A 21602-nucleotide genomic window follows, 5' to 3' on the forward strand; every position below is an offset into this window, starting at 1 on the left:
GGCGGCCCGGGCGCACCACCCTACGAAGCCTTACGAAGTGAACGAAGAGGACGTCATGAGCGACAACGTATTAGATCTCGAATCAATCAGCGTCACCGGCACCGCGACCACGCAGGAGGAGGCGATCCGCGAAGCGGCATCCATTCTCGTGGCCGCCGGCGCCGTGACCGACGACTACGTCGACTACATGCTCGAGCGTGAGAAGAGCGTCTCGACCTACATGGGCAACTTCCTCGCCATTCCCCACGGAACGAACGAGGGCAAAGACACGATCCTCGATTCCGGCCTGTCGTTCGTGCGCTACGCGACACCGATCGACTGGGCGGGCAACGAGGTGCGTTTCGTCGTCGGCATCGCCGGCAAAGACAACGGCCACCTCGACATCCTCTCGAAGATCGCCATCATCTTCTCAGACGACGACGAGGTCCAGAAGCTTCTGGATGCGCCTGACGGCCCCGCGCTCTTCGCTTTGCTGGGCGAGGTCAACGAATGAAAGCGGTTCACTTCGGCGCAGGCAACATCGGCCGGGGATTCGTCGGGCTGATCCTGCACAACGCCGGCTACGAGGTGGTCTTCGCCGATGTGAACGCCGAGCTCATCGACGCTCTCGCCGAGACACCGAGCTATCAGGTGCACGAGGTGGGCGCGGCGTCGAAGAGCTGGACGGTCGACAACTACCGCGCACTGAACTCGGCAACCCATGAAGCAGACGTGGTCGCCGAGATCGCATCGGCCGACATCGTCACCACGGCGGTGGGCCCGAATATTCTGCGCTTCGTCGCGCCGCTCATCGCCCGTGCGATCAACGAGCGCGATCACGCGTTGAAGCCGCTCGCCGTCATGGCGTGCGAGAACGCCATCAACGCCACTGATCTGCTGAAGCAGGAGATCGTGGCGGGTCTCGACGACGCGGCCCTCGCATCCATCGATTCGCGTGCCGTGTTCGCGAACACGGCCGTCGACCGCATCGTTCCCGGCCAGGCCGCGGATGCCGGGCTCGATGTGACGGTGGAGGACTTCTTCGAGTGGGCCATCGAATCGGGGCCGTTCGGCGGCGATGTTCCCGATATCGCCGAAGCCCACTTCGTGGATGACCTGGCGCCGTACATCGAGCGCAAGCTCTTCACCGTGAACACGGGTCACGCGACGACGGCGTACTTCGGATTCCTGGAGGGGGCCGCAACCCTGGCCGACGCCATGCAGAGCCCCGAGGTTTTCGCCCGGGTCGCTGCCGTTCTCGACGAGACCAAGACGCTGCTGATCGCGAAGTACGACTTCGATCCCGAGGCGCAAGAGGCGTACGTTCAGAAGAACCTCACGCGGTTCGCGAACCCCTTCCTGCCGGATACGCCCGCCCGGGTGGGGCGGCAGCCGATCCGCAAGCTCGGGCGCCACGAACGCTTCATCGGTCCGGCGGCGGAGCTCTCCGAACGGGGAGTAGTGCCCGACGCCCTTCTCGGAGCGATCGGCGCGGCCCTGCGCTTCGATCTGCCTGAGGACGCGCAGAGCGTGGAGCTGAAGGAACTGCTCGCGACGTCGTCGGCCTCCGACGCGACGTCACGCCTCACCGGGCTCGAGGCGTCGCACCCGCTCTACGCCCATGTCGTACGAGTCGTAGAGCGGGTGCAGAAGAGCTAGACGGCTCAGTCGTCGCTCTCGAGAATCAGCTTGAGGTTGTCGAACATCTGCTCGATCGTGTTCTGGTTAATGCGGTCGAGCAGAGCGGCGTTCACGACCTTCTGCAGAACGGTCGGCTCGATCTCGTAGAGGATCTCGGTGGTGATGCGCGTCGTGCCGTCGCCGAGATCGTCGAACGTGTAGTCCCAGGTGGCGTTCACATCACCGGTGAGGCGCAGCGTGACCTTCTTGTCGACCTCGAACGCGATGCCCTCGGCTTTGCCGCGAAGGTCTGCACCCGCCATGTTGAAGCGCCAGTCGAACGTCTGGTCTACCCCGGCCTTCTCAGGCGTGATATTCGTGTTCTCGTTGAGGTTCGGAATGAACGCCGGGCCGTTCTCGGCGCTCGCGGTGTACTCGAACACCTCGGAGATGGGCTTTCGGATGACGATGAGTGCTTTGGCGCTGGCCATTGCGGTTCCTTCCTTCGTTGCCGGTCAGCTTCGACCGAGGGAGTAGTTCTGAACAGTCTTGCGTAAGACGTTGCGGAACAGGGCGATCTTCTTGAGACCGGTGTCGTTCGAGGCGCTCACGCGAACGGTGACCGTCTGGATGCGCGGCGCAAGCGTGCGTACGATCAAGGTCGAGCGCTCGCCCATCACGAACGTGCGGTCGTCGACGATCGTGCGCTTCACGCGCACCATCGTGGATGCTTTGACCACGGCAGTCAGAACCTGCTCGGTCGCGAGGCCGAGCACCACCCAGGGGCGCCAGACGCGCGCGACGACGAACTGCGCGATAAGCAGGAGCAGGACCGGCAGCATCCATACGCTGATAAACGCCACGGCTACAATGGCCAAGGCGACGAGCGCATAGGCCTCTGCCCCGCGGAGAAGAACGGGTCGGCGTTTTGCCAGGGGGAGAATCACGAGGTGCGCCAGGATCGCCAGAACGGCGCCGAACGCACATACGGAGACGATGATCATCGGCACAACACTATGAGGGGCGCGCGGATTTATCTACGCGAGCGGTTTCCCCTCGCACTCGTCTCTCTGATGTCGGCCTCCTTCGCTGCGGCGTCGCTCGGGCTCCTCGCCCCTGCTGGCTTGACCGCGGCCGACGTGTGGGCGGCCGCGATCCTGCTCTTCGTGATGTACCTCGCCTTGCTGCTGCGCTACCGGGTCACCGACGAGTGGAAGGACTTCGCACACGACAGCGCCGTCTATCCCGACCGCCCGGTTCAGCGCGGCGTGATCTCGCCTCGCACCCTCCTCGTCATCGGCATCGGGGCTTTCGCGGTCGAGCTTCTCTGCGGGCTGCTGCTCGGCGGCCTCGTCGGGTTTCTGCTCTACCTTCCGGTTCTCGCCTATTCGGCCCTCACAGTATTCGAGTTCTTCGCGGGCTCGTGGCTCGACCGACACTTCACCCTGTCGTTTCTTCTGCACGAGGCGATCTACCTGCCGCTCTTTGCCTGGGTTGCATTCGTGCTGGGCGCGAGCTGGAGCTGGCGGACCGTGGCCGGCATCCTGGCGTGCACCCTGCTGTTGGTCTCGGTCGAGCTGGCCCGCAAGTTCAGTCCGCGCTTCGACACCGCCGGCGCGGTGGTGCTCGACACGTATTCGGCGGTCTGGGGCAGGGGCCGTACGCTGGGGGCGATGGTCATGCTGGTGGTTCTGAGCGGGGGGCTTGCGATGACGGCGGGTGCAGGCCTCGCCTCGCTCGCGATCGCCGCACTCTCGGCGATCGTCATAGTCGTGCGGCCGGCATCCGACCGCTGGGTCACCGCGGTCGTCGCCATCCATCTCCCGCTCCAGGCGGCGGCGATGCTCTCGTGAGCGCCCTGACCACGGTGTCTGACTCCTCGATGGGCAGCAAAGCCTTCGGCCTGGTCGAGCTCGATCGTCTGTACCCCGGACTCGTCCCCTCGTTCATCGTGCTTCCCGTCGAGGACCTCGTCGAGAACTGGCACGACCTCCGTGCCGCGGCGCACACCCTCGTCGCCGAGTACTGCGCCGGAACCGTCGACGACGCCGCGTACGCCGAACGATCGGCGCGACTCGTCGCATCCCTCTCGATCGCCGGTGACGTCGTCGAAGCCGCCCTCGCGTCGTGCGGTGGCTGGGGCTCGGTCAGCGTGCGCACCTCGGCGCTCGCGGAGGACGGGGTCGAGCACTCGTTCGCGGGGCAGTACGAGACCTCGCTCGATGTGCCGACCGAGTCGCGGCCCGTTCGCGATGCGATAGGCGCATCGGTCGCCAGCCTGTTCTCGGCTCGGGTGGCGGCCTACGCTCGGGCGCGGCGAATGTCATCGCTCGAGATCGGCGGATCGGTCGTCGTGCAGCAGATGTTCGTCGGCACCACGAGCGGAGTCCTCTTCAGCGAGAACGGCCGTGGTGAGCTCACGCTCGCGTGGAGCCGGTCGGCCCGCAACACCACGGTCGAGGGTGAGAACGCCCACGAACTGCGCGCGTCGAAGGTGTCCGACTGGCCGAGCGGTCTGCCCGCGCCTGCGAGGCTTCTCGACATCGCGGTCGATTCCGAGGCGCGTCTTCGTCGTCCGGTCGACATCGAGTGGGCCGCGCGCGGCTCGCAGCTCGCCCTGTTGCAGGTGCGGCCGCAGACCACGGTCGCTCTCGACTACGAGCTGGCGTGGGACTGCACGAACATCGCCGAGAACTACCCAGGCATCACGCTGCCGCTCACCTACTCGTTCATCCGCGGCCTCTACTCGCGCGTGTACCCCGCTTTCTTTCGCAAGCTCGGTGTGAACCAGAAGGTTCTGGATGCGAAACAGCAGGTCTTCCGCAATACCCTCGGCTACCTCGGCGGGCACGTCTACTACCAGATCGATAACTGGTACGAGATGGTGCGCCTGATTCCCGGTCCGAGCAGCAACCAGGCGTTCTTCTCCGCCATGCTGCAGCCGCAGCGCACACCCGGCGATGCCCCTCGGCGTCGGCTGGGGCTGCGAGGCGCGCTCACGATGGCGCCGCTCGTGGGCCGGCTCGGCGTGCTGCTTCTCCGGTCGAATTCGATGTCGAAGACCTTCAGCCGCACCTTCCAGAAGCGGTTGAAGAGATTCGAGGCGGTCGACTGGAACACGCTGCACGCCGACGCGATTCTCTCGACTCTCGAGACGATGCGGGCAGAGCTGCTCACCCTGTGGGCGACGCCCGTCTTCAACGACCTGCGCGTCATGATCTTTCACGGGCTGCTGAAGACCTACAGTTTCAGTGCCGAACAGCACGCCGACTACCTCGGCTATCTGCACGGCCTCAGCGATCGGGCATCGATCGCGCCTCTGACGGCTCTCGGAGTTCTCGGCAACCGACTGCGTGAGCGCCACGGCGAGGCGGCGACGGCCGACGGCATCCTGTCATCGCCCGACTGGATGGCGACGCGTGTGCTGGTCGACGAGTATCTCGCGCGGTTCGGTGGGCGCGCGCCCGACGAGCTGCAGCTCGAGAACCCACGCCTCGCCGACGACTACGCATCGCTTCTCGCGCTGGCGCTCGGCACCGACCCCGAGGGGCGGCCGCCCGTGGATGCGTCGGCCCGATCGATCACGGGCCGTTTCGGCACCCGGTTCATCGGCCGCAATACCCGTCAAGCCATCGACTGGAGGGAACGCTTCCGGTTCAACAGGGCTCAGGTCTACGGACTCGCGCGGGCCGCGTACCTGGCTCTCGGGCAGCGACTCGTCGATGCTGAGTTGCTAGAGACAGCGAACGACGTGTTCTGGCTCACCGAACAGGAACTCGACGAGGCGGTGTTCGGCCACGCCTGGAGTTCGGACCCCCGCTCGACGGTCGCCCGACGCCGGGCGGAATTCGGCACGTTCGAACAGCGCTCGCTTGCCCGCCGAGTGGTGGGCTCGGGCCTCATCGCGCCCGCAGCGCTGCGTGACGACGAACAGCGATCCGCCTCGGGCATGGCAGCGGGCATGGGTGTGTCTCCCGGAGTGCTCACCGCCGAGGCGATCGTCGTGCACGCGTTCGATCCGACCATCGACGTGCGCGGCAAGATCCTGGTCACGAGCCACATCGATCCCGGCTGGACGCTGCTCTTCGTGCAGGCCGCCGGCGTCGTGACGGAACGGGGCAACGCCCTGTCGCATGTGGCGATCATCGCCCGTGAGCTGGCTATGCCCGCCGTCGTGGCCGCGATGGGCGCCGTCGATACGCTGAGCACGGGTCAGGTCATCACGATCAACGGAACCACGGGAGACATCGATGCCGCGCTCTAGCTATTGGCTGAAAGCCATCGGTCCGGCGGGCTCGGTCTCTCTCGCCAGCCTCCTGCTCGCGTGGATCGCGATCGGTCTCGCCGTCTCGGGCTCGCTGCGCGCGAGCGTGCTGTGCGCCCTGGGGGCTTTTCTGCTCGACATGCTCGATGGCTTCGTCGCGCGACGCCTCGGCGTCTCGAGCGAGTTCGGGCGGCAGCTCGACAGCTTCATCGACGTCATCAACTACTCGCTCTACGCCGCGGTGCTTGTCGGCTTCCACATCATTCCGGGCGTGGCCGGCTGGGCTCTCGGCTTCGTGATCGTGGCAACCGGAATCCTGCGACTCATCCGCTTCAACATCGAGGGGTTCACCGACGACGAGCCCATCAAGTACTACCGGGGCATCGTGGTGTGCCATCTGTCGCTCTGTGCCATCGTCTTCCTGATTCTCACAGAGCTCTTTCCCGACACCGGCTGGATTCCGTGGCTGGCGGCAGCGGCCCTGATCGTGCTCTCGTTCTTGCAGCTCTCGTTGATCCGTATCCGCAAGACCGGGCGCCAGGCGTGGTGGGCCGCCCTCGTCGTGCCGCTGGCCGCCGGCGCGCTTCTGTGGTTGACGTAGGCACGGTGTTCGCGGCGGAGCTTCATGAGGGGCTCGCCGCGGAGATCCGATCCATCGCACGCGCACACCCCGAGGTGTCGGAACGGAGCGCCAGGCAGCTTCGTCGCGCGTTGCGCGCCGACCGTCTGGCTGTCGCCACAGACGACGGGCGCGTGGTCGGCTGGTTCCTTTCCGAGTCGGGAATGGGCGGAGCGCACGAGCTCGGTTACCTCTTCGTCGAGAGCTCGTTCCGCACGGGCGAGGTCTTCGACCGGATGCTCGCGCAGCTGCTCGAGATCGAGCGGCGGGCAGTCGCGGTGACGTTCAGGCCAGGCCTGGCCGATTGGCTCGAGCGGTCGTACGGTTTCGAACGGGCGAGTCTCGGCAGTGTGATCGCTCTGTCGCGAGGAACTTTTCTGATGAGACGTCTGAGCCCGGTTCGGCTGCGAGCCGTGGCACGGCACACGAGCGAGGCCACCCCTATCTATCTCACCTGGACGAGGCAAGGACTGTGACGGCCGAGCTGTCTTCCGCGCTGATCTTCGGCGCGGCCACCGTCGCCCTCGCGGGATCTTTCGTGGTGCTCGAGCGCCTCGTGCGGGTCAAGAACGTACCCACCGAGATCACGCGCCGCGTCGCACACGTTCTCGCCTGCCTCTTCGCTCTCGTCGTGCACGCGGTTCTGCCGTTCTGGCTCTTCATCGTGTGCGCAGTCGCATTCGCGGGCCTCATGTGGCTCTCACGCCATTTCCACGTCTTCACGTCGATTCACAAGGTGCGCCGCCGTTCGCTCGGCGACGTCTACCTTCCGCTGGGTATCGGCATCGCCGCCCTCATCGGGCAGAACGACGCCGCTGTCTTCATCGCCGCTGTGCTCATTCTGGGTCTCGCCGACGTCGCAGCGGGATTGGTGGGCGACTACCTGCGCTCCGCCCGCAAGACGTGGTGGGGATCAGGCGCATTCTTCGGGGTGAGCGTCATCGTGCTCGCGCTCTGCGGGTTCGGCCTCGTTCCCGTGATTGTCGTCGCGCTGCTGGCCACGGCGACCGAACGCTACTCGCCGCTCGGCACAGACAACGTCAGTATCCCGTTCGTCGCCGCGGGCCTCCTCGCCGTTCTCTGACGCCGGGGCGTCGCACCGATGCGTGGCTAGTGAGACTTCAGTCGCAGCCGGTGCATCATGACGTCTGTGCCCGCGTGCACCGCGACACCGACTCCAGCGGTGGCAGCGACGAGCACGGGAGCGGCGCCCAGCGCGAGCAGGAGCACCGACACCGCGATGATTCCATCGGCCAGATCGGCGAGACGTTGCAGCGCACGCCAGCGCGAGGTCGTCTCGGTGCTCGAGTCGATGCCGACGCGCCTCTTGACGAAGCTGTTCACGAGTTCGCCGAGCACATAGACCGCGCCGATCGCGAACCCGACCGCCACGGAGCGAGGTCCGCGCAGAATCGGCGCGACCCACTGGTGCAGATCGGGGTGGCCTAGGATTCCGGCGACGATCGACGCCCCGCCGACGTAGATGACGACGCCCAGCCAGGTCTTCGTACGGCCGAAGACGGGGCGGCCATCACCCCAGGTCGAGCCGGCATCGAGCGGAATCGCGAGCCGGCGCATCCAGCCCTGCTTCAGTACGACGATGAGGGCGATGCCGGGCACGAGAACGGTGGCGAGCAACGAGGCGAGCTGCGAGGCGAAGACGAGGGCGGACATCCCTTGAATCGTACCGGGAGCGACTTGCCAGAAAGGCTCATATCACCTAAGCTCGATCTTTGGTGTTTGTACGCCCTTTTCGGCGTGCCGCGTTCGGAGTCAGATCCGGCGCAATCACCCATCCAAACGCACGACCAGCAATCAACAACTTTAGTGATAGTGAGTAATGGCCAAAAAAGACGGTGTCATCGAGATCGAAGGCGCAGTGGTCGAGGCTCTGCCCAACGCGATGTTTCGTGTTGAGCTGACCAACGGACACAAAGTACTCGCCCACATTTCGGGCAAGATGCGTCAGCACTACATCCGGATCCTCCCTGAGGACCGGGTGATCGTAGAGCTGAGCCCCTACGACCTGACCCGCGGTCGGATCGTCTACCGCTACAAGTAACGCTCATCCGAGCGATGTTGATCGCTGGAAAGTAACGGCCCGGGGCATCCTCCGGGTACGAAGACAGCGAAAGCAAGGAATCACCATGAAGGTCAACCCCAGCGTCAAGCCGATGTGCGAGCACTGCCGTGTCATTCGTCGCAACGGCAACGTGATGGTCATCTGCAAGAGCAACCCGCGCCACAAGCAGCGCCAGGGCTAAGCAGCCAGTTCCACCCGTTTCACCCTCACAACACAACAGCAGAACCAGATCCGATGGGCCGAGAGGCTGATCGGGGACACCCGCGGTCGGAGGCCGCGGCACCGGTTCTGCTGCAGACCTCCACACACAAACAGGAGCCACCACCATGGCACGTCTAGCAGGCGTAGACATTCCGCGCGACAAGCGCGTGGAAGTCGCACTCACCTACATCTACGGAGTCGGTCGCACCAGTGCGCTCAAGACTCTCGCCGACACCGACATCTCGGGCGACATCCGAGTCAAGGATCTCAGCGATGACCAGCTCATCGCGCTGCGCGACTACATCGAAGGCAACTTCAAGGTAGAAGGTGACCTTCGTCGTGAGGTCGCAGCAGACATCCGTCGCAAGGTCGAGATCGGCAGCTACCAGGGTGTTCGTCACCGTCGTGGACTGCCCGTTCACGGACAGCGCACCAAGACCAACGCTCGCACCCGCAAGGGCCCGAAGCGCACCGTCGCCGGCAAGAAGAAGGCCCGATAGCGAGAGGCCCCAGAGCCTCACGCATCGCCATAAACGTTTTAGGAGAAAACAATGGCAGCACCAAAATCGGCCGCTCGTAAGCCGCGTCGTAAAGAGAAGAAGAACATCGCCGTGGGCCAGGCCCACATCAAGTCGACGTTCAACAACACCATCGTCACCATCACCGACCCCCAGGGTGCTGTGCTGAGCTGGGCTTCGTCGGGAACCGTCGGCTTCAAGGGATCGCGTAAGTCGACCCCCTTCGCCGCACAGCTCTCCGCCGAGTCGGCCGCGCGCCAGGCTCAGGAGCACGGCGTCAAGAAGGTCGACGTCTTCGTCAAGGGTCCGGGTTCCGGTCGCGAGACCGCCATCCGCTCGCTCCAGGCCGCAGGCCTCGAGGTCGGATCGATCAACGACGTCACCCCGCAGGCGCACAACGGTTGCCGCCCGCCGAAGCGCCGTCGCGTCTAACTCGCGCAGCGAGCTAGACGCACGACGGCGGGTCGAGTAACGAGCGCCAGCGAGTGTATCGAGACACCGGTGACGGGTCTCGATACGCTCGTTCCTCGCTACTCGACCAGCGCAACTTCACGATTTCACACAACTCAATAACCAGTCGGGCCCGCCACCCGGTTGTCACTGCACGGTGTCATATAGCGGACATCTGGCCGAAAGGAATCAATAGTGCTTATTGCACAGCGCCCCACGCTCACCGAAGAAAACATCTCCGAGTTCCGCTCACGGTTCGTCATCGAGCCCCTGGAACCCGGTTTCGGTTACACGCTCGGCAACTCGCTCCGTCGCACCCTGCTCTCGTCGATCCCCGGAGCCGCTGTCACGAGCATCCGTCTCGACGGTGTTCTGCACGAGTTCTCGACGATCCCCGGTGTGAAAGAAGACGTCACCGAGATCATCCTGAACATCAAGGGTCTGGTCGTCTCGAGCGAGCACGACGAGCCGATCACCGCCTACCTGCGCAAGCACGCGTCGGGCCAGGTCACGGCTGCAGACATCTCGGCTCCGGCCGGTGTCGAGATCCACAACCCCGAGCTCGTGATCGCGACGCTCAACGAGAAGGCCAAGTTCGAGCTCGAGCTCATCATCGAGCGCGGTCGCGGATACGTCTCTGCCACGCAGAACCGCAGCGAGTTCTCCGAAGCCGGCCAGATCCCGGTCGACTCGATCTACTCGCCCGTTCTCAAGGTGACCTACCGCGTCGAGGCGACTCGTGCCGGTGAGCGCACCGACTTCGACCGCCTGGTCGTCGACGTCGAGACGAAGAACGCCATCACCCCGCGTGATGCCATCGCCTCGGCCGGCCGCACGCTGACCGAGCTCTTCGGTCTGGCACGCGAGCTGAACACCGCGGCAGAGGGCATCGAGATCGGCCCCGCGCCGGTCGACGCCGTTCTCTCGAGCGAACTCGCTGTTCCGATCGAAGACCTCGACCTGAGCGTGCGTTCGTACAACTGCCTCAAGCGCGAGGGAATCAACACGGTGAGCGAACTGGTCGCCCTGAGCGAGACCCAGCTCATGAACATCCGCAACTTCGGACAGAAGTCGGTGGATGAGGTCAAGGACAAGCTCGTTGAGCTTGGCCTGTCGCTGAAGGACACGGTTCCCGGTTTCGACGGAGCCCACTTCTACGGCGGCTACGACGACGAGAACATCTAGTCGCGCCCCGATCGCCGACTCGAACCTACTTACCTGAACTGATTCTGGAGAAACACCATGCCTAAGCCCACCAAGGGACCCCGCCTCGGTGGCGGACCGGCGCACGAGCGCCTGCTGCTCGCCAACCTGGCCGCTGCCCTCTTCACCCACAAGAGCATCAAGACCACCGAGACGAAGGCCAAGCGCCTGCGTCCGGTCGCCGAGCGTCTGATCACGTTCGCGAAGCGCGGAGACCTGCACGCTCGTCGTCGCGTCCTCGGTGTCATCGGTGACAAGAGCGTCGTGCACGAGCTCTTCACCGAGATCGCTCCGCTCGTCGCCGAGCGTGAGGGCGGCTACACCCGCATCACGAAGCTCGGCTTCCGCAAGGGTGACAACGCCTCGATGGTTCAGATCGAGCTCGTTCTCGAGCCCGTCGTGAAGACGCCGTCGAAGTCGAAGTCGAAGAAGGCTGCCGATGCTCCCGTCGCCGCACCTGTCGAAGACGCCCCGGTCGAGGAGACCGAGACGATCGAAGAGAGCGCGCCCGTCGAAGACGAGGTCGTGACCGACGCCGCTGCAGAGGTCGAAGCCGACGCAGCAGCAAAGGCCGACGACGCCAAGTAGTCAGCACCACCTGCGAACGCCCCGCCATCCACTCGGATGACGGGGCGTTCTCGCGTTCTATGCTCGTTGACGATGACCGACCGGAGAAGTGATATGACGCTCATGCCGAGTTCCGAAGACCTCGTTCGTGTACGCCTGGGCATCGCCTACGACGGCACGGCATTCTCCGGCTGGGCGAAGCAGCCCGCTCTGCGCACCGTTCAGGGTGTGCTCGAAGAGGCCCTCGACACCATCTATCACCGACATGGGCCCGCTCCGATGCTCGTGGTCGCAGGGCGAACGGATGCCGGGGTGCACGCGACAGGGCAGGTCGCACACCTCGATCTGACGCCGGCTCAGGCTGCGCGGGTGGCGCCCGCGGCTCTGGCTCGCCGCATCAACGGCGTGCTCGGCTCGACGTCGGATGTCGTGGTCACCTCGAGCGCGCCGGCCGATGAGCACTTCGATGCGCGCTTCGCGGCCACGTGGCGGCGTTACGAATATCGTCTGGCCGATGCGTCGACCGAGCGGAATCCACTTGAACGCACGTTCACCGCCGCGTACACCGGCGCTCTCGACGTCTCTCTGATGCATGACGCCGCTCAGAGCCTCCTCGGCCTGCGCGACTTCGCGTCGTTCTGCAAGCCGCGAGAGGGGGCGACGACCATCCGGTCTCTTCAATCGTTCACCTGGCACCGCGATGACGAGGGCGTGCTCGTGTCGAGGCTGCAGGCCGATGCGTTCTGTCACAGTATGGTGCGGGCACTGGTGGGGGCCTGTGTCGCTGTGGGGGAGGGGCGCTTCGACACGGTCGGACTCGTCTCGTTGAGCGACGCCCTCGAGCGAACGAGTGCCTTCAAGGTCATGCCAGCACGCGGCCTGATCCTGCGTGAAGTGGGCTACCCGGAAGGCTCCGGTCTCGCCGACCGTGCCGCGCAGACCCGCGCCAAGCGCGCGTGATGTGCGCCCGACAGTCGCGGTGCGGCCGCAAATAGGCTAGTCTCGATTCTTGGTGTCCACGCAGCTTCGTGTGGCGCCCGAACTTGAGCCCTCCACGGGCCGCGTTCCCGGGCTTCTTGCCCGTGGTCGGCTGAGTCGATCGAGGAACACGCCACCGGAGTGGGATTTCACGGACTCCTCATTTCGACAAAGAAAGCAGTAATACTGTGACGCGCACTTATTCCCCCAAGATCAGCGAGGTCACCCGTAACTGGGTCATCATCGACGCCGAAGACGTAGTCCTCGGCCGCCTCGCCAGCCACGCAGCGGTCATCCTCCGCGGCAAGAACAAGGCCACCTTCACCCCCCACATGGACATGGGTGACTTCGTCATCATCATCAACGCCGAGAAGGTCGCCCTCACGGGTAAGAAGCTCGCGCAGAAGCTGGCATACCGCCACTCGGGTTACCCGGGCGGACTGTCTTCGGTGACGTACGCCGAGCTCCTCGAGAAGAACCCGACTCGCGCAATCGAGAAGGCTGTTCGCGGAATGCTCCCGAAGAACTCGATCGGTCGCGCCCAGCTGACGAAGCTCAAGGTGTACACCGGCTCCGAGCACCCTCACGCTGCCCAGCAGCCGACGCCGTACACCCTCGACCAGGTCGCCCAGTAGCGACCGGCCCAGACACTTCTTCTAAGACAAGCTAAGGATTCGTAACCATCGTGGCGAAGATCGCAGACCAGATTGACGTTGCTCCCACCGAGGAGCAGCAGAGCTATTCCACCGAGACGCCCGCCGAGGCAGCCGCACAGGCAGCCCCGCGCCCCGCGCTCACCGTTTCAGGAGCGGCCGTCGGCCGTCGCAAGCAGGCCATCGCCCGCGTGCGCCTCGTTCCCGGAGCCGGCACCATCACGGTCAACAGCCGTGAGTTCGCCGACTTCTTCCCGAACAAGCTGCACCAGCAGCTGATCACCGACCCGTTCAAGGTCCTCGATCTGCTGGGCAGCTACGACGTCGTCGCCAAGATCTCCGGCGGTGGCCCTTCCGGCCAGGCCGGCGCTCTTCGCCTGGGCATCGCCCGTGCGCTGAACGAGATCGACGAAGAGAACAACCGCGCGACGCTGAAGAAGGCGGGCTTCCTCAGCCGCGACGCTCGCGTCAAGGAGCGCAAGAAGGCCGGTCTCAAGAAGGCCCGCAAGGCTCCTCAGTTCTCGAAGCGCTAATCGCAGTCGTTCCTCGACTGCCTTCGAATACAGCAACACAATGCCTCCCCGTCTGTTCGGCACGGACGGCGTTCGCGGCCTCGCGAACGCCGACCTCACAGCCGACCTCGCACTCTCTCTTGCCCAAGCCACCGCGGTGGTTCTCGGTCAGGGGCGCAGTGCGGCCGCTCGCGCGGCGACGGGGAGGCGTCCTGTTGCGGTGGTCGCCCGCGACCCCCGCATCTCAGGAGAGTTCATTACGGCTGCGGTAGCCGCCGGTCTGGCCAGTTCCGGCGTCGACGTGCTCGATGCGGGAGTGATTCCCACACCCGCGATCGCGTTTCTGATCGCAGACATCGACGCCGACTTCGGTTTTATGATCTCGGCCTCGCACAACCCGGCTCCCGACAACGGCATCAAGATCTTCGCCCGCGGCGGCACGAAGCTGCCCGATGAGGTCGAAGATCGCATCGAAGCCGCCATGGCTGGCCCGAAAAAGGCGCCCACGGGCAAAGACGTCGGCCGTATCCGCCGCTTCGCGGATGCCGAAGATCGCTACGTCGTCCACCTCCTTGCGAGCCTCCCGCACCGTCTCGACGGCCTGCACGTCGTGCTCGACTGCGCCAACGGCGCGGCCGCCGGCGTGTCACCGCAGGTGTTCACGGATGCCGGTGCGCGCGTCACCGTGATCGGTGACGACCCCGACGGCCTCAACATCAACGATGGAGTGGGTTCCACTCACCTCGACAAACTGGCCGAAGCCGTGTTGCTGCACGGGGCCGATGTGGGCATCGCGCACGACGGCGATGCGGATCGTTGCCTGGCCGTCGATCGCGACGGCAACATCGTCGACGGCGACCAGATCATGGCGATCCTCGCGATCGGCATGAACGAGCGCGGCGCTCTGCGCGACAGCACTCTCGTCGCCACGGTCATGAGCAACCTGGGCCTTCTGGTCGCGATGCGCCAGAACGGCATCGAGGTCATCCAGACGAGCGTGGGCGATCGCTACGTGCTCGAAGAGATGAACGCTCACAACTACTCGCTGGGCGGCGAGCAGTCCGGACACGTGATCATGAGTGACTTCGGCACCACCGGCGACGGCATCCTCACCGGCCTTCACCTCGTCGCCGAGATGGCCTGGCGCGGCAAGACGCTGGCCGAGTTGGCCGAGGTAATGACGGTGTTCCCGCAGATCATGGTCAACGTCAAGAACGTCGATCACCACGCCGTGCACACCGATGAGGTGCTCGCGGAGGCTGTGCGCGAGGCAGAAGCCGAGCTCGGCGACACAGGTCGTGTCCTCCTTCGCAAATCGGGCACGGAACCGCTCGTCCGGGTGATGGTCGAAGCTGCCGATCAGACGACGGCCGATCGAATCGCGCACTCGTTGGCAGACGTCGTACGCGAGCGTCTCGGCCTCTGAGCCGTCCGCTGAACGCGCGTTCGGCGTAGCCTTGGCGGCATGAACGCATCTGCTGCCTCTTCGCTGCCGTTGGCCGGCCGCACGGCTCTGGTCACCGGCGTCTCGCGTCATCGGGGAATCGGACTCGGTGTAAGCCGTCGTCTCGCCGAACTCGGGGCGAGCGTCTTCGTGCAGCACTATTCTCCACACGACGCAGACCAGCCGTGGGGTGCAGACGACATCGACTCCGTGCGCGCAGCGATCCGGTCGGCATTGACTTCCGGCGCGGATTTCGGCGATTGGGGCCTCGACCTCGCGGAGCCGACAGCGCCTCGCCGCCTGATCGACGCCGCGGTCGACGCGTTCGGCCACCTCGACATCCTCATCTGCAATCACGCGCGAAGTGGCGGAGATGGTTCCATCTTCGAGATGACTGCCGAGACTCTCGATACACATTGGTCCGTCAACGCGCGCTCCACACTGTTGCTGACCCGCTACTTCGCCGAACAGTTCGCCCCCGATTCGTTCGCTCCGATCGACGAGCTCGCGACGGGACGGGTGATCTGGATGACGTCAGGTCAGCACGAGGGACCCATGCCGGGGGAGGTGGCCTACGCCACGAGCAAGGCCGCTCTCGCGGGCATCACTCCGACAGTCGCCGCCGAGCTCCTGACACGCGGAATTCTGTTGAACACTGTGAATCCGGGGCCGGTGAACACCGGATACCTCGACGACGAGCCGACCGACAGATCGGCGGAGATCAAAGAGGGCGTAAAGAACTCCATGCCCTTGGGTCGGTTCGGGCTGCCGAGCGATCCCGCCCGTCTGATCGCGTGGCTGGTCTCGGAAGAAGGCCGGTGGATGGTCGGTCAGGTTCTCACGAGCGACGGCGGCTTCTCGCTGAGCTGAGCCGCGGAGTCGATTCAGATCTTGCGCAGCAGGACCCTGTCGACGGCGTGCGTCGATGACTTGCGCAGCACCAGTGTGGCCCGCGATTTCGTGGGTTGAATGTTCTCGACGAGGTTCGGCTCGTTGATCGAGCGCCAGATCTCGGCGGCCGTCGAGCGGGCGTCGTCGTCGCTCAGACCGGCATAGCGATGAAAGAACGAGTTCGGGTTTGCGAAGGCCCCCCGCTTGAGAGCCAGGAAGCGATCGACGTACCACGTGGCGATATCGCTGGTGCGGGCATCCACATAGATGGAGAAGTCGAACAGGTCGCTCACCGCGAGACCCTGACCGGGCTGTGGGGGCTGAAGCACGTTGAGTCCCTCGACGATGAGGATATCGGGCTGTCTCACCACGATCTGGGCCTCGGGAACGATGTCGTACGCGAGGTGCGAATAGAACGGAGCGCGGACCTCGGGCACGCCGCTCTTGACCGCGCTGATGAAGCGCAGCAGGGCGCGCCTGTCGTAGGACTCGGGAAACCCCTTGCGGTGCATGATGCCGCGCCGGGTGAGTTCGGCGTTGGGATAGAGGAAGCCGTCGGTCGCGACGAGCTCGACCCGCGGGGTGTCCGACCAGCGAGCCAACAGCTCACGCAGCAGGCGGGCGATCGTCGACTTGCCGACGGCCACCGACCCGGCGACACCGATCACGAAGGGTGTGGCGGTCTGTCTGTCTCCCAGATAGTCGCTGGTCGACGCGTGCAGTCTCTTGGCCCCGGCCGCGTACAGATTGAGCAGTCGGCTCAGCGGCAGATATACCTCGGCGACCTCGGTCATGTCGAGTGGTTCCCCGAGTCCGCGCAGCTGAACGATCTCCGTCTCGGAGAGCGGTTGGGGAGTCGAGGGCGCCAGATCGGCCCATTCTCTGCGGGCGATATCGCGGAAAGGAGTCGGGTGGCCCGTGGATTGGGGGGAATGCCCGGTGTCAGCCATAGATCCCCTATTGTGCCCCACGCCCGATACAGGCCGTAAACTCGAGGGATGTGTGGAATCGTAGGTTATGTCGGTAACAACTCCAGTCTCGATGTACTGATGGGCGGGTTGGGTCGACTCGAATACCGAGGGTACGACTCCGCGGGCGTCGCGATCATCACCGAATCGGGCGAGCTGGTCACCCGCAAGCGGGCCGGCAAGCTGGCTGTCCTCGCCGCCGATCTCGAGGCATCCGCTCTCACCGACGGCCGCACCGGCATCGGGCACACGCGCTGGGCAACCCATGGTGGGCCCACCGACGTGAACGCGCACCCGCACCTGAGTGCCGATGGTCGCATCGCGCTCATCCACAACGGCATCATCGAGAACTTCGCCGGTCTCCGCGACGAACTGTTGGCCGACGGATACACCTTCGAGAGCGAGACCGACACCGAGGTCGCCGCCAAGCTCCTGGGCCGTGAGTACCTCGAGGGCGAGGGTGGCCTGGCCGCCGCGCTCGGCCGCGTCGTGGCACGTCTCGAGGGAGCCTTCACACTGCTGGCGCTTCACCAGGACGAGCCCGGCGTCGTCGTCGGTGCTCGCCGCAACTCCCCGCTCGTCATCGGCCTGGGCGACGGCGAGAACTTCCTCGGCTCCGACGTGGCCGCGTTCATCGAGCACACCCGCCGCGCGATGGAGATCGGACAGGATCAGATCGTCACGATCACTCCCGACTCCGTCTCGGTCACAGACTTCGCCGGCAACGGTGTCGAGGCTCACGAGTACGAGGTGTCGTGGGATGCCTCGGCCGTCGAGAAGGGCGGCTGGTCGAGCTTCATGGCGAAGGAGATCAGCGAGCAGCCCGAGGCCGTCTCCAACACCCTTCTGGGTCGCATCCACAACGACCACGTGGTTCTGGGCGAGCTCGAGGCAATCGACGAGCTGCTCACCGAGATCGACCGCATCGTGATCCTCGGATGTGGCACCGCGGCCTATTCGGCCATGCTCGGAAAGTACGCCATCGAGAAGTGGGCACGCATCCCGGTCGAGGTCGAGCTCTCGCACGAGTTCCGCTACCGCGACCCTGTGGTCAACGCATCGACGCTCGTGATCTCGATCAGCCAGTCCGGCGAGACCATGGACACTCTGGTGGCCGTGCAGGAGGCGAAGGCCAAGGGTGCTCGCACTCTGTCGATCTGCAACACGCAGGGCGCCACCATTCCGCGCGAGTCCGACGCCGTGATCTACACGCACGCCGGCCCCGAGGTCGCGGTCGCGTCGACCAAGGCCTTCATCGCTCAGATCACCGCGCTCTACCTCTTCGGTCTGCACCTCGCTCGTGTTCGCGCGACGCTCGACGACGAGACCATCGCCACCTCGATCGTCGAGCTCCAGGCGATTCCCGACAAGATCCGTTGGGTGCTCGAGCAGCACGGCGAGATCACCGAGCTTGCGAACTGGATGAGCGACTCCCGTGCCGTGCTCTTCCTCGGCCGCCACGTCGGGTTCCCCGTCGCGCTGGAGGGCGCTCTGAAGCTCAAGGAGCTGGCGTACATCCACGCCGAGGGCTTCGCCGCTGGCGAGCTCAAGCATGGCCCGATCGCGCTGATCGAGCCGGGTCAGCCCGTGTTCGTCGTCGTGCCTAGTCCGCGCCACCCCAACTCGCTGCACGCCAAGGTCGTGTCGAACATCCAGGAGATCAAGGCTCGCGGCGCCAAGGTGCTCGCGATCGCCGAAGAGGGCGACGTCGCTGTGCTTCCGTACGCATCAGATGTCTTCCGCATCCCGCTGGCGGGCCCGCTGTTCGAGCCGCTGCTCGCCGTCATCCCCCTGCAGATCTTCGCCATGGAACTCGCGACGGCCAAGGGACTCGACGTCGACCAGCCGCGCAACCTGGCCAAGTCCGTCACCGTCGAGTAGGTTTCGTCGGTGATCGTCGGCATCGGCGTCGACCTCGTCGACGTGCCTCGATTTGTGCGCTCGATCGATCGCACCCCGGGTCTCGTCGAGCGACTGTTCGCTGAGGGCGAACGCGGTCGTGCACCGCGCTCTCTCGCAGCGCGATTCGCCGCGAAGGAGGCGCTGATCAAGGCGCTCGGCGACTCGTCCGGGTTTCGCTGGCACGACATGGAAGTGGTGACCGATGACGACGGCAAGCCCTCGTTTCTGCTCGGTGGGCAGGTGGCCGAAACGGCTCGGGCTCGCGGCGTCGGGGCCATCCATCTCTCGCTCAGCCACGATGGCGACTCTGCATTCGCCTTCGTGATCGCCGAGCGTGCCGAACAGAGTGGCAGCGCCGCGCGATGACGACCCCCGATATCGGCACGACCTCGGCGCCCGACTCGGTCGCCACGATCGACCTCGCCGCAGTTCGTCACAACGTGGCCCGATTCGTCTCCCTCGCCGAGGGATCCCAGGTCATGACCGTCGTCAAGGCGAACGCGTACGGGCACGGCGCGGCCCCGATCGCGCGTGCCGCACTCGACGGCGGAGCCACCTGGCTGGGCGTGGCCGATCTCGCTGAAGCTTTCGAGTTGAGGGATGCGGGAATCACGCAGCCCGTGCTCGCGTGGCTGCACGAGTCGCACGACGACTTCGCCGCAGCGATCGAGGCCGGCATCGACATCGGTGTGAGCGATCTCGGTCAGCTCACGTCGCTTGCCCATGCCCAGCGCGCTGTCGGGGGAGCCCCCGCGTCGGTGCACCTCAAGCTCGACACCGGTCTGGGACGCAACGGCGCAGACGAGTCGATCTGGGGCGCACTCTTCGACGAGGCGCGACGACGGGAGCTCTCCGGTCACGTGATCGTCAGGGGCATCTTCAGTCATCTCTCCAACGCTGACGACGACGAAGACGCGCGTCAGCTCGAGCGTCTGCATGTCGGCGTGGAGACCGCTCGACAGAGTGGTCTGCGGCCGCAGCTTCGGCATCTTGCCTCGACCGCCGCCGCGCTGCGATTGCCCGCCACGCGGCTCGACCTCGTGCGTGTCGGCATCGGCGCATACGGACTGTCGCCTCTCGACCACGTGGGCTCTGCCGAACTCGATCTTCGCCCGGCGATGACTCTGCGCAGCACGATCGTCGCCGTCGCGCCGTCGTCCGACGCGGATTTCGTAGCCCGATCGGGCATCGTGCCCCTCGGCTACGGAGACGGTGTTCCTCCGCAGGCCGCAGGCCGCATCCACGTGACGGGCAGCGGCGGGCGATTTCTCGTGACGCGCATCGAATCCGACCACCTCGTCGTGGAGCCCGTCTCGGCTGGAACCGAGGTGGAACGCGGCGATCTCGTGACGCTGTTCGGTGATACGGCCGAGGGTGTCGCCTCCGCCGACGACTGGGCGCGGGCAGCCGACACGATCAACTACGAAATCGTCACTCGTCTGGGCGACCGGGTTGCCAGAGAGTTCATCGCATGAGCCCGCTCGATTCCACTATCGACCCGACCGGCCTCGGCCGTGACGCCGCGATCGACCTCGGCGTATTCCGCGCCAACGTGTCGATCCTCGCGGCTCGAGCCGTCGGCGGTCCGCTCGTGATCGACATGACCGCGGATGCGTATGGTCACGGACTCGTTCGCCTCGCCCACGCCGCGGTGGAGTCCGGGGTCGACATTCTGAGCGTGCGCGATCAGGGGGACGCCCGGATGATCGCCGACGCCGGCATCGGAATCGATGTGCGCTGCTGGCACACGTCGAGGTTCTCCATCCCGCCCGCGGGATCGGGCATCGCAGCGTTCGGTTTCGGTATGGAGCTCACCGACGGCGCGCCCGCCGGCATCGTTCCCGTGATGACCGTCTCCGCCCCGGTGCTCTCGGTCAAGAGGGTGCCGGAGGGGCACGGAGTCTCGTACGGATTCGTCTATCGGACCCGGAAAGAGACCACCCTCGCGCTCGTTCCGCTCGGCTATGCAGACGGAATCCCACGCTCTGCGACAGGCTCGGGACGCATGGCGATCAACGGTCGCCAGTATCCGATCGCTGGACGCATCGCCATGGACCAGGTCGTGCTCGACGTGGGAGATGCGCCCGTGGTTCCGGGCGATCGCGCCATCGCATTCGGGCCAGGCCTAGAAGGAGAGCCGACCGCCGCGGATTGGGCGGAATGCTCCGGCTCGACGGCCGGCGAGATCCTCGCGCGTATAGGCCGTCGTGTTCCCCGCCGCTATATCGACCGGGAGGTGGCGCGGTGAGCGCTCTGCACAGAGAACTCGTGATCGCGGATCCCGAGCAGATGGCGTCCCTCGCCCATGAGATGGCCGGGCTGCTCTCGGCCGGCGACGTGATTCTGCTCACCGGCGAGCTCGGCGCGGGCAAGACGACGTTCACGCGGGGTCTCGGCGAGGCGCTCGGGGTCCGCGGCGCGGTGACGAGCCCCACCTTCGTCCTCGCCCGAACGCACCCCCGGTTGGATGCGGGCCAACCTCCGCTCGTGCATGTCGACGCCTACCGGCTCTCGAGCGCTGTCGAGCTCGATGACCTCGACATCGACTTCGACCGCTCCATCGTCGTTATCGAATGGGGCGCGGGCCTCGTCGAGGAACTCACCGACTCGTGGCTCTCGATCACCATCGATCGGCCGCGCGGCGCATCCATTGATTCGGATGCCGAGGGCCGCGACGACGAGGAACCCATCGAACCACGCCGGGTCACCATCGACGGCGTCGGCCCACGCTGGCAGTGAGCGGAGGGGCC

27 protein-coding genes are annotated in these 21602 nt (G+C 65.5%); 23 read left to right on the forward strand and 4 right to left on the reverse strand.

Annotated elements, in window-relative coordinates; translation table 11 throughout:
- Positions 1-55 precede the first annotated feature (55 nt).
- Positions 56-493 carry a PTS mannitol transporter subunit IIA gene (locus tag B9Y86_RS08575; RefSeq protein ID WP_085485373.1) on the forward strand — a complete coding sequence of 146 codons (438 nt, stop codon included), beginning with the start codon at positions 56-58 and terminating at the stop codon, positions 491-493.
- Positions 490-1638, forward strand: a complete 1149-nt coding sequence (locus B9Y86_RS08580) for a mannitol-1-phosphate 5-dehydrogenase (RefSeq protein ID WP_085484886.1) — start codon at positions 490-492, stop codon at positions 1636-1638. Before B9Y86_RS08575 ends, B9Y86_RS08580 begins: the two co-directional genes overlap by 4 nt.
- A gap of 5 nt (positions 1639-1643) precedes the next feature.
- On the opposite strand, the gene B9Y86_RS08585 is transcribed toward B9Y86_RS08580, so the two are convergent.
- The gene (locus B9Y86_RS08585) at positions 1644-2090 is read right to left on the reverse strand and encodes an SRPBCC family protein (RefSeq protein WP_085484888.1); all 447 of its coding nucleotides are present in this window, start codon (positions 2088-2090) and stop codon (positions 1644-1646) included.
- Between the two features lie 24 nt (positions 2091-2114).
- Entirely contained in the window at positions 2115-2603 is a 489-nt protein-coding gene (locus B9Y86_RS08590) for a hypothetical protein (protein ID WP_085484890.1), read from the reverse strand.
- A gap of 69 nt (positions 2604-2672) precedes the next feature.
- Between B9Y86_RS08590 and B9Y86_RS08595 the strand changes: the two genes are divergently transcribed.
- From B9Y86_RS08595 to B9Y86_RS08615, 5 genes are read left to right on the forward strand one after another with little or no spacing between them, the layout of a single operon-like run.
- Positions 2673-3452: a UbiA family prenyltransferase gene (locus tag B9Y86_RS08595; RefSeq protein WP_085484892.1), complete on the forward strand. Its 780-nt coding sequence runs from the start codon at positions 2673-2675 to the stop codon at positions 3450-3452.
- A complete protein-coding gene (locus B9Y86_RS08600) occupies positions 3449-5863 on the forward strand; it encodes a PEP/pyruvate-binding domain-containing protein (RefSeq protein ID WP_085484894.1) in 2415 nt (804 codons plus the stop codon). Before B9Y86_RS08595 ends, B9Y86_RS08600 begins: the two co-directional genes overlap by 4 nt.
- Positions 5850-6464 carry a CDP-alcohol phosphatidyltransferase family protein gene (locus tag B9Y86_RS08605; RefSeq protein ID WP_085484896.1) on the forward strand — a complete coding sequence of 205 codons (615 nt, stop codon included), beginning with the start codon at positions 5850-5852 and terminating at the stop codon, positions 6462-6464. The genes B9Y86_RS08600 and B9Y86_RS08605 overlap by 14 nt, the downstream gene beginning before the upstream one ends.
- Positions 6452-6958: a hypothetical protein gene (locus B9Y86_RS08610; protein ID WP_139824821.1), complete on the forward strand. Its 507-nt coding sequence runs from the start codon at positions 6452-6454 to the stop codon at positions 6956-6958. The genes B9Y86_RS08605 and B9Y86_RS08610 overlap by 13 nt, the downstream gene beginning before the upstream one ends.
- Entirely contained in the window at positions 6955-7566 is a 612-nt protein-coding gene (locus tag B9Y86_RS08615; protein ID WP_085484900.1) for a diacylglycerol/polyprenol kinase family protein, read from the forward strand. Before B9Y86_RS08610 ends, B9Y86_RS08615 begins: the two co-directional genes overlap by 4 nt.
- 26 nt (positions 7567-7592) lie before the next feature.
- Here the strand turns inward: B9Y86_RS08615 and B9Y86_RS08620 are convergent, their stop codons facing one another.
- The gene (locus B9Y86_RS08620; RefSeq protein ID WP_085484902.1) at positions 7593-8156 is read right to left on the reverse strand and encodes a CDP-archaeol synthase; all 564 of its coding nucleotides are present in this window, start codon (positions 8154-8156) and stop codon (positions 7593-7595) included.
- Between the two features lie 166 nt (positions 8157-8322).
- Here B9Y86_RS08620 and infA point away from each other — a divergent pair, with 166 nt between their 5' ends.
- The 11 genes from infA (at position 8323) to B9Y86_RS08675 (ending at position 15961) form a co-directional block, all read left to right on the forward strand.
- A complete protein-coding gene (gene infA, locus B9Y86_RS08625) occupies positions 8323-8544 on the forward strand; it encodes a translation initiation factor IF-1 (RefSeq protein ID WP_022883252.1) in 222 nt (73 codons plus the stop codon).
- 85 nt (positions 8545-8629) lie between these two features.
- Entirely contained in the window at positions 8630-8746 is a 117-nt protein-coding gene (gene rpmJ, locus B9Y86_RS08630) for a 50S ribosomal protein L36 (RefSeq protein ID WP_044440044.1), read from the forward strand.
- A 145-nt stretch (positions 8747-8891) separates the two neighbouring features.
- The gene (gene rpsM / locus B9Y86_RS08635; RefSeq protein ID WP_055778034.1) at positions 8892-9266 is read left to right on the forward strand and encodes a 30S ribosomal protein S13; all 375 of its coding nucleotides are present in this window, start codon (positions 8892-8894) and stop codon (positions 9264-9266) included.
- A gap of 51 nt (positions 9267-9317) precedes the next feature.
- The gene (gene rpsK, locus B9Y86_RS08640; RefSeq protein WP_044440047.1) at positions 9318-9716 is read left to right on the forward strand and encodes a 30S ribosomal protein S11; all 399 of its coding nucleotides are present in this window, start codon (positions 9318-9320) and stop codon (positions 9714-9716) included.
- A 213-nt stretch (positions 9717-9929) separates the two neighbouring features.
- Positions 9930-10919 carry a DNA-directed RNA polymerase subunit alpha gene (locus B9Y86_RS08645; RefSeq protein WP_044440049.1) on the forward strand — a complete coding sequence of 330 codons (990 nt, stop codon included), beginning with the start codon at positions 9930-9932 and terminating at the stop codon, positions 10917-10919.
- Between the two features lie 57 nt (positions 10920-10976).
- Complete coding sequence (gene rplQ, locus B9Y86_RS08650; RefSeq protein WP_085484904.1) at positions 10977-11525, forward strand: 50S ribosomal protein L17; 549 nt, start codon at positions 10977-10979, stop codon at positions 11523-11525.
- Positions 11526-11597: 72 nt separating this feature from the next.
- Complete coding sequence (gene truA / locus B9Y86_RS08655) at positions 11598-12464, forward strand: tRNA pseudouridine(38-40) synthase TruA (RefSeq protein WP_228515784.1); 867 nt, start codon at positions 11598-11600, stop codon at positions 12462-12464.
- A gap of 206 nt (positions 12465-12670) precedes the next feature.
- Positions 12671-13117 carry a 50S ribosomal protein L13 gene (gene rplM / locus B9Y86_RS08660; RefSeq protein ID WP_044440054.1) on the forward strand — a complete coding sequence of 149 codons (447 nt, stop codon included), beginning with the start codon at positions 12671-12673 and terminating at the stop codon, positions 13115-13117.
- Between the two features lie 50 nt (positions 13118-13167).
- On the forward strand, positions 13168-13668 hold the full coding sequence (gene rpsI / locus B9Y86_RS08665) for a 30S ribosomal protein S9 (protein ID WP_044440056.1): 501 nt from the start codon (positions 13168-13170) through the stop codon (positions 13666-13668).
- A 40-nt stretch (positions 13669-13708) separates the two neighbouring features.
- A complete protein-coding gene (gene glmM, locus B9Y86_RS08670) occupies positions 13709-15073 on the forward strand; it encodes a phosphoglucosamine mutase (protein WP_085484908.1) in 1365 nt (454 codons plus the stop codon).
- A 39-nt stretch (positions 15074-15112) separates the two neighbouring features.
- The gene (locus B9Y86_RS08675; RefSeq protein WP_085484910.1) at positions 15113-15961 is read left to right on the forward strand and encodes an SDR family oxidoreductase; all 849 of its coding nucleotides are present in this window, start codon (positions 15113-15115) and stop codon (positions 15959-15961) included.
- Between the two features lie 14 nt (positions 15962-15975).
- Here the strand turns inward: B9Y86_RS08675 and coaA are convergent, their stop codons facing one another.
- Positions 15976-16932 carry a type I pantothenate kinase gene (gene coaA / locus B9Y86_RS08680; protein ID WP_085484912.1) on the reverse strand — a complete coding sequence of 319 codons (957 nt, stop codon included), beginning with the start codon at positions 16930-16932 and terminating at the stop codon, positions 15976-15978.
- A gap of 48 nt (positions 16933-16980) precedes the next feature.
- On the opposite strand from coaA, the gene glmS reads away from it, so the two are divergent.
- From glmS to tsaE, 5 genes are read left to right on the forward strand one after another with little or no spacing between them, the layout of a single operon-like run.
- Positions 16981-18831, forward strand: coding sequence for a glutamine--fructose-6-phosphate transaminase (isomerizing) (gene glmS, locus B9Y86_RS08685; protein WP_085484914.1), 1851 nt, complete (start codon positions 16981-16983; stop codon positions 18829-18831).
- Positions 18832-18840: 9 nt separating this feature from the next.
- Positions 18841-19218, forward strand: coding sequence for a holo-ACP synthase (locus tag B9Y86_RS08690; RefSeq protein WP_085484916.1), 378 nt, complete (start codon positions 18841-18843; stop codon positions 19216-19218).
- On the forward strand, positions 19215-20327 hold the full coding sequence (alr, locus tag B9Y86_RS08695; protein ID WP_085484918.1) for an alanine racemase: 1113 nt from the start codon (positions 19215-19217) through the stop codon (positions 20325-20327). Before B9Y86_RS08690 ends, alr begins: the two co-directional genes overlap by 4 nt.
- Positions 20324-21100 (forward strand): alanine racemase, encoded by a 777-nt coding sequence (locus B9Y86_RS08700; protein WP_085484920.1) that lies wholly within the window; start codon positions 20324-20326, stop codon positions 21098-21100. The genes alr and B9Y86_RS08700 overlap by 4 nt, the downstream gene beginning before the upstream one ends.
- Positions 21097-21591, forward strand: coding sequence for a tRNA (adenosine(37)-N6)-threonylcarbamoyltransferase complex ATPase subunit type 1 TsaE (tsaE, locus tag B9Y86_RS08705; RefSeq protein ID WP_410371994.1), 495 nt, complete (start codon positions 21097-21099; stop codon positions 21589-21591). The genes B9Y86_RS08700 and tsaE overlap by 4 nt, the downstream gene beginning before the upstream one ends.
- Positions 21592-21602 lie beyond the last annotated feature (11 nt).

Origin of the sequence: Agreia pratensis (assembly GCF_900177685.1) — a bacterium.
Lineage (GTDB): Bacteria > Actinomycetota > Actinomycetes > Actinomycetales > Microbacteriaceae > Agreia > Agreia pratensis.